Source organism: Deltaproteobacteria bacterium, assembly GCA_005879795.1.
Taxonomy (GTDB): Bacteria; Desulfobacterota; Binatia; order DP-6; family DP-6; genus DP-6.
In genome coordinates this window covers 1-7,576 of sequence record VBKJ01000003.1, presented here as the reverse complement: position 1 = coordinate 7,576, position 7,576 = coordinate 1, and the positions used below count along the sequence as shown (strand labels likewise).

Sequence of the window (7,576 nt, the reverse complement as noted above, 5' to 3'; positions counted from 1 at the left end):
ACCCAGATCGGCGGCGCGAGCGACCCGCAGATGATGCGGTCGCCGGCGCAGAGCCGCTCGCCGAAGGCGGCAAGCCAGTCCGCGACGTGGCGCACCACCGCGGCGAGATCGCCGGCCGCGGCCGCCGCCTCCACGCTGGCGACCTCGTCGCCGTTGCGGAACGCGCGCGCGGTCACGCCCGCGAGCGCGCCGCCGGCCCGCTCGGTCCGGGGCGGCCCGAGCACCGCCGCGCGATGGAAGACGTTGGCGGCCAGGATCGCCTCCAGGTCGTCCAGGGGCCCGTCGATGTCGACCAGCTCGATCGCCGCGCCGAGCGCGGCGATCGCGGCGCGCGCCGCGTCTCCGCCGGCGCCCGCCGGGACGTCCCGCCCGAGGTGGACCGCGACCTCCGGCTCGGCGCTCACCAGGCGGGAGCCGGCGAGCGAGTGGCTCGTCCCGGGCGCGAGCACGGTCGCCTGCGTGAGATGGCCGACCACCGTGCCGTCGAGGCCGAGCTGCCGCTGCGCCGCCGGTGAGTTGAAGCCGATCTTCCACCCGACCCGCGCCGCGCCGCCCGCGATCCGGCGCCGCCAGCGGGCGAGCTGGGCCTGCATGCCGCGCACGACGCGTGGATCGGTCACCACGAGCGGCCCGAGGGTAGCCAGCCGGGCGGCGAAGTGCTACCGACCCCGCTCATGGACCTCTCCTACACCCCCGAGGAGCTGGCCTTCCAGCGCGAGGTCCGGGCCTGGCTCAGGCGCAACGTCCCCGGGCGCCAGCGCGACGAGCGCCCGGTCGAGTTCGGCGACCCGCGCCGCATCGCCGCGGCCAAGGCCTGGCAGCGGAAGGTCCACGCGGCCGGCTACCTGGCGCTCGCCTGGCCGCGCGACTGGGGCGGCCAGGGCGCCGACATCATGCGCCAGACGATCGTCAACGACGAGATGGTGCGCGCGCGGGCCCCGGGGCTGATCGGCCTCCTCGGCATCTCGATGGTCGGCCCGACGCTCATCCAGCACGGCACCGAGGAGCAGCGGCGCCGCCACCTCCCCAAGATCCTGACCGCCGAGGAGATCTGGTGCCAGGGCTACTCGGAGCCGGGGGCGGGCTCGGACCTGGCCTCGCTGCGCACGCGCGCGGAGCTCCGCGGCGACGAGTTCGTCGTGAACGGGCAGAAGGTGTGGACGTCGAACGCGCAGTACGCCGACTGGATGTTCTGCCTCGTGCGCACCGATCCCGACGCGTCCAGGCACGCCGGCATCTCCTACATCCTGATCGACATGAGGACGCCCGGCATCACGGTGCGCCCGCTCGTGCAGATGACGGGCGACGCCGGCTTCAACGAGGTCTTCCTCGAGGACGTCCGCGTGCCGCGCGCGAACCTGGTCGGCCAGCTGAACGCCGGCTGGCAGGTGGCGAACGCCACCCTCGCCCACGAGCGCAACATGCTGGGCTCGACCACGCGCACGCAGCAGACGTTCCAGAAGCTCGTGCGCCTCGCGCGCACCCACCGCCGGAACGGCGGCCCCGCGAGCGAGGATCCCGTCGTCCGCCAGCGTCTCGCCGACCTCGCCATCCGCGTCGAGACGATGAGGCTCGAGGCCTACCGCCAGCTGACCGACGCGCTCCACGGCCGGCCGCCCGGCATCTCGGCGTCGATCAACAAGCTGGTGACGACCGAGCTGAACCACGACATCGCGCGTGCGGCGCTCGACGTCCTGGGCTCCTACGGGCCGCTCCACAAGCGCGACCCCCGCGCGCGCGACGGCGGCGTGTGGCCGAGCGACTTCATGTACTCCCTCGGCCTGATCATCGGCGGCGGCACCTCGCAGATCCAGAAGAACATCATCGCCGAGCGCGGGCTCGGCATGCCGCGCGAGGCCCGCGGCATACGATGAGGCGTGGTATTTGATCGACTTCGGCCTCACTGAGGACCAGGAGGCCCTCCAACGCGCGGCGCGCGAGTTCCTGGCGCGCGAGTGCCCGCCGGCGCTCGTGCGCGAGACCGCGAAGACGCCCGACGGCGTGCCGCGCGCGCTCTACGCCAGGATGGCCGAGCTCGGCTGGATGGGGCTCGTCGTGCCGGAGAAGGAGGGTGGGCTCGGGCTCTCGATGCTCGACCTGGCGCTCGTGCTGGAGGAGCTCGGGCGCGCGGCCGCGCCGGGGCCCTTCCTGCCGACGCAGCTCGTGATCCACGCGCTGCTGCGCGCCGGCGCGGGGGCAGAGCGCAAGGCGTGGCTGCCGCGCCTGGTCGCGGGCGAGTGCTTCGCCGCCCTCGCCTACCTGGAGGATAGCGACCGCCACGACGCGGAGGGGATCACGCTACCCGCGCGCCGCACGCGCGACGGCTGGCGGCTCGGCGGGACGAAGCTCTTCGTCATGGGCGCGCCGGGCGCCGAGCTGCTGCTCGTCGCCGCGCGCACCGGGCGGAAGGATGTGTCGCTCTTCCTGGTGGAGACGAGCGCGCCCGGTGTGCGTGTGCGGCGCGACGAGACCATCGACCTCACGCGCCGCGTGGGCGAGGTCAGCCTGCGCGACGTCGGCGTCGAGCGCAGCGCGCTCGTCGGCCGCGAGGGCGCCGGCTGGCCGCTCCTCGCCCGGCTCCTCGATCTCGGCGCGATCGGTCTCGCCGCCGACAGCCTGGGCGGCGCCGCGCGCGCGCTCGAGATGGCGGTCGAGTACTCGAAGGTGCGCCAGCAGTTCGGCCGGCCCATCGGCTCCTTCCAGGCGCTCAAGCACATGGCCGCCGAGACGGTGTCGGAGGTGGAGCCTGCGCGCTCGCTCGTCTGGTACGCGGCCTACGCGTTCGACCACCGCCCGCGCGAGGCGGCGCGCGCAGCCGCGATCGCCAAGGCACGGCTGGGCGAGGTCTACAGCCGCACGGTCAACCGCTCGGTGCAGATGCACGGCGGGATCGGCTTCACTTGGGAGCACGACCTGCACCTCTGGTTCAAGCGCGCGCGCTGGAACGAGGTGGCGTTCGGGGACCCCGCGTACCACCGCGAGCGGCTGGCGACGATGGACGGGTACTGACCGCCCTGGCGCATCACCTGCTCGACCTGCTCGCCTTCACGGCGATCGTGGTGGGGCCGCTGCCGTTCTGCCTGACGCTTCCCCCGATCGAGCCCAGATCCGCGGCGCGGGTGCTGCTGGCGGTCCTGGTGACGTGGTGCCTCTTCCAGGCGTGCGTCGGGCTGGCGCTGGGAGCGGCGGGATGGCTCAGCCTCGGCGGCGTGCTGCCCTGCGAGGCGACCGCGTTCTTCCTCGGGCTTGCCGTGCCCGCGGCACGCCGCCGTCTCGCGCTCTTCCGTATCCCACCCCCCCGTTTCATCTGGCCCGAGCATGCGCTCGTCTTCGCGTTCGGCGTGCTCGGGCTCACGCTTCTCATCCGCCTCGCCACGACGCCCATCACCGACCACGACTCGCTCGCCTACCACCTTCCCGCCATGGCCAGGTGGTACCAGGCGCACGCCCTGGTGACGCCCGGGCCCGTCGGGGCGAGCCGTTATGCGGCCCAGGTCGGGCGCTACCCGTTCGACTGGGAGGTCCTGTGCACGCTCTTCCTGCTGCCGTTCCGCGAGGACTTCCTGGTCGCCTTTCCGAACCTGATTGCCTGGCTGATCTTCGGCCTCGCAACGTACCTCGTCGCCGTCGAGCTCGGCGCACAGCGCATCCACGCGCTGACGGCCGCATTTCTTCTGCTGGCCATGCCGATCACGCGCAAGCACGTCGATACGATGCACGTCGACCTGCCGCTCGGGGCGTTCTTCATGGCGGGCCTGTACTTCGCGTTCGCATGCGAGACCACGCGGTCGCCGGCTGCGGTGGCCTTCTGCCTGGCAGCGGTGGGCATGGTCGCCGGCATCAAGATCCCCGGCCTCATCTACGCGGCGCTGCTGCTCGCCGCCCTGACCATCGTGAGGATGAGAGCACCCCGCCCCGCGCGCGCCATCGACGGGACGACGGTCACGCTCGCCGCCGCGGGTCTCCTCGTCGGCGCATTCTGGTACGGGAGGAATCTGGCCGAGGTGGGGAATCCGCTCGGCTTCGTCCGTGTGGCGGTGGGCCGGTTCGACCTCCTCCCGGGCTTCATCGAGCCGGCATGGCTGCGGCGCACGAGCCTCGCGTCCGTCCTCGACCCGACGAGTGCCCGGCACTGGAGGATCCTGGCGGGCGCGGTGTGGGAGCAGCTGCGTCTCCCCTTCGTCATCCTCGTGGCCTTCGCCCTGGCGCTGGTCGTACCGCGGGCGCGGGCCGAGGGGCCTGCCCGGAGCTCCCATCTCCGGATACTGCTCGGTCTTGCGGCGCTGACCGCGGCCGCATACTGCACCACGCCCTTCAGCGGCGCCAACGGAGCGCCGCCCGGCTTGAGCGCGTGGACCGGGCAGGCCTTCCGCTACGCGTTTCCGTTCCTCGGGGTGCTGGCCGTTCTGAGCGCCCTCGGCGCGAGCAGGCTCCCCGCCCGCGGTGTGGGCGTCGGCATCGTCCTCGGCCTTGCCGCCGTGGTCGCGGCGATGACGAGCGCGGTCATGGCCTGTGCCGCAACCATCGCGCTCGCCGGAATCGCATCGGTTGCCGCGGTTCGTCGTACCCCGCATCCGATGACCTCGACCGTCGCCTGCGGGCTCCTCTGCGTGGCGGTCGCTGCGGGGACGTTCTGGATGCGAGCCCGCCGCGACGTCGAGCGAGCGCGGGCGTACGGAGGCGCCCCGGAGTTCATCGCCACCCACCTCCGCCCAGGCGAGACCGTCGGGTACATCTTCAGCCCTCGCAGCTACGTCTTCTACGGCAAGCACTTCACCAACAGGGTGGTCTACGTTCCCGCGCAGGCGGGCAATCCGGAGGGATGGATCGACGAACTCCGGGGGCGGCGAGTGGGTCTCCTCGCCGTCGGTCCGGTGCGCGAGGAGTGGCGGAACCGCAGCGAGATCGCGTGGCTGTCCGCGCCCGGCGGGCACTTCGTGCGCGTCTTCGGCACGGATCCGCGGAGCGGGCCGGTCGTCTACCGCCTGCGCTGACTGGTGTCGCGGCGTCTCGAAGCGCGCTTCACCGACCGTCAGCCCGGGCGGCAAGCGGGGCTCGGGAAGTCGTGTTGACGCCCAACGTGCCCGGGGCTACGCAGATTAGCCAGAGATTAGTCATGGAGCCCCAAGCGCTTGGCTCTCGCCCGCGCGCGGACGCGAAGGCCATCCGCGCGCTCGAAGCGGTCACCGACACCGCGCTCGCACACCTCGGCCTCGACCAGCTCCTCGACGAGCTCCTCGTCCGCGTGCGCGCGCTCCTGGGCACCGACACCGCGGCCATCCTGCTCCTGGAGGGCCGCGAGCTCGTGGCGCGCGCGGCCAAGGGCCTCGAGCAGGAGGTCGAGCGGAGGGTTCGCATCCCGGTGGGCGTCGGCTTCGCCGGCCGCGTCGCGGCGGAGAAGCGGCCCATCTTCGTCGAGGACGTGGATCGGGCGAAGGTCGTGAATCCGATCCTGCGCGAGAAGGGCATCCGCTCGCTCCTCGGCGTGCCGATCCTCTTCGAGGGCCGGGTGATCGGCGTGCTCCACGTGGGCGCGCTCCAGCGCCGGCAGTTCAATCGCAGCGACGCCCAGCTCCTCCAGGTCGTCGCCGACCGGATGGGGCTCGGAATCGAGTATGCGCGGCTGTACCGCAGGGCGGAAGAGTCGAACCGCCTGAAGGACGAGTTCCTCGCCACCCTCTCGCACGAGCTGCGTACCCCGCTCACTCCGATCCTCGCGTGGGTGATCCAGCTCAGGCGGGGCACGCTCGATCCCACCCGTGCGGCACACGCCCTCGAGGCGATCGAGCGCAACGCGAGGGCGCAGGCGCGCCTGGTCGACGACCTGCTCGAGGTGTCGCGCATCATCAGCGGGAAGATGCGCCTCGACCTGAAGCCGGTGCGGCTCGCCGAGGTGATCGACGCGGCGATCGACGCCGTGCGGCCCGCGGCCGTGGTCAAGAACATCCGCGTCGTGAAGGGGTTCCATCGGGGGGTCCTTCCGATCCTGGGCGACGGACAGCGTCTTCAGCAGGTGGTGTGGAACCTCCTCTCGAACGCGATCAAGTTCACGCCCGAGAACGGGCGCGTCGAGGTGTGGCTCCGGCCCGCCCAGACGCACCTCGAGCTCTCGGTCCGCGACACGGGCAAGGGCATCCCGCCCGGCTTCCTCCCCCACGTCTTCGAGCGCTTCCGGCAGGCCCAGGCCCCGATCACGGGGGGGCCCGGCGGCCTGGGCCTCGGCCTCGCGATCGTCCGCCACATCGTCGAGCTGCACGGGGGCAGCGTGCACGCGGAGAGCGCGGGCCAGGGTAAAGGCGCCACCTTCACGGTGCGGCTGCCGCTCCGGGTCGCGCCCCAACCGGCGAGCTCGCCCGGGGCGCCACCGCCCGCCCCGGAGACACCCCGGCTCGCTGGCCTCCGCGTCCTCGTGGTCGACGACGAGCGGGACACGTGCGAGGTTCTCGAGGCGGTCCTGCGGCGGGGCGGTGCCGAGGTCCGGGCATGCCAGTCGGCCGCCGCGGCGCTCGCCGCACTCGAGGGCTGGTGGCCGGACGTCCTCGTGTGCGACATCGGCATGCCCGGCGAGGACGGCTACGCGCTCATGCGGAAGATCCGCACGCGCGGCACGCCGCCGGGGCGCCCGCTCGCCGCCGTGGCGCTGACCGCGTATGCCCGCTTCGAGGACCGGCAGCAGGCGCTCGCGGCGGGCTTCCAGAGGCACGTCCCCAAGCCGTTCGACACCGAGGAGCTGGTCACGACCGTGGCGAGCCTCGGGCGAGGGACGGCACCGAACTGATCACCGGGGTCCCGGCGCCTCGGGCGGGCTGCACTGGCCGGCCGGCCCCTCCCGTGGGAGGCGCAGCACGAACGTCGTCCCGCCGCCGTCGCGGCTCTCGGCCGTGATCGCGCCGCCGTGCGCCTCGGCGAACTCGCGCGCGATGGCGAGGCCCAGGCCCGAGCCGTGCTCCTTCGTCGTGAAGAACGGCGTGAAGATCGCGGCGCGGTCGGCCGCGGGGATGCCCGGGCCACGGTCGGTGACGGCGATCTCCGCCGCGCCGTCGGCGAGCGCGCCGCGCACCACCACGTCGGCCCCGGGCGGCGAGGCCTCGATCGCGTTCCGGAGCACGTTCACCACCGCCTGCTTCACCTTGAGCTTGTCGAGCCGCGCGGTCGCGTCCGGCGCACGTCGTGCAGACGGTGCTCGTAGAGGTTCAGGCGCAGGTCGCGGCTGAAGACGAGCAGGTCTTCCAGCACGCGGTTCACGCCGCCGAGCGCGTCCTCGATGGCGGCGGCGTTTGCCTTCGCCTGCGCGACCGCGGCCGCCGGGTCGCCCTCGGGCTCCGTGTGCCGGATCAGGTCGGCGTAGATGCCGATCACGCCCAGCTGCTGGAGGATCTGGTGCGAGATGACCGACGACATCTTGCCGATCGCCGAGAGCCGCTCGCGGTGCTCGAGCTCGCGGTTGAGCGCCTCGAGCCGCCGGTTTTGCTCCTCGACGGCGACCCGCCGCTCCGTGAGCCGCTTCAGCATGACGTGGAGCCCCAGCGCGGCGAGCGACCACACCGCCGCGCCGGCGAGGCCGTGCGTCGCATAG

The 7,576-nt window shown here is 73.0% G+C and carries 6 protein-coding genes and 1 pseudogene; 5 read left to right on the top strand and 2 right to left on the bottom strand.

Going from position 1 to position 7,576, the window contains the following annotated elements; all coding sequences use genetic code 11:
- On the bottom strand, positions 1–620 hold a 620-nt coding region (locus tag E6J59_00085; protein ID TMB24627.1), incomplete at its 3' end, for a hypothetical protein.
- Between the two features lie 54 nt (positions 621–674).
- Here E6J59_00085 and E6J59_00080 point away from each other — a divergent pair.
- From E6J59_00080 to E6J59_00060, 5 genes and pseudogenes are all read left to right on the top strand, one after another.
- Entirely contained in the window at positions 675–1,874 is a 1,200-nt protein-coding gene (locus tag E6J59_00080; GenBank protein ID TMB24626.1) for an acyl-CoA dehydrogenase, read from the top strand.
- Positions 1,875–1,884: 10 nt separating this feature from the next.
- A complete protein-coding gene (locus E6J59_00075) occupies positions 1,885–3,009 on the top strand; it encodes an acyl-CoA dehydrogenase (GenBank protein TMB24625.1) in 1,125 nt (374 codons plus the stop codon).
- A 47-nt stretch (positions 3,010–3,056) separates the two neighbouring features.
- A complete protein-coding gene (locus tag E6J59_00070; protein ID TMB24624.1) occupies positions 3,057–4,994 on the top strand; it encodes a hypothetical protein in 1,938 nt (645 codons plus the stop codon).
- Between the two features lie 602 nt (positions 4,995–5,596).
- Positions 5,597–5,851 (top strand): annotated as a pseudogene (locus E6J59_00065) (hypothetical protein).
- Between the two features lie 360 nt (positions 5,852–6,211).
- Entirely contained in the window at positions 6,212–6,778 is a 567-nt protein-coding gene (locus E6J59_00060; GenBank protein TMB24628.1) for a response regulator, read from the top strand.
- Here E6J59_00060 and E6J59_00055 read toward each other — a convergent pair whose 3' ends face one another.
- A complete protein-coding gene (locus tag E6J59_00055; protein ID TMB24623.1) occupies positions 6,779–7,543 on the bottom strand; it encodes a sensor histidine kinase in 765 nt (254 codons plus the stop codon).
- Positions 7,544–7,576: the final 33 nt, after the last annotated feature.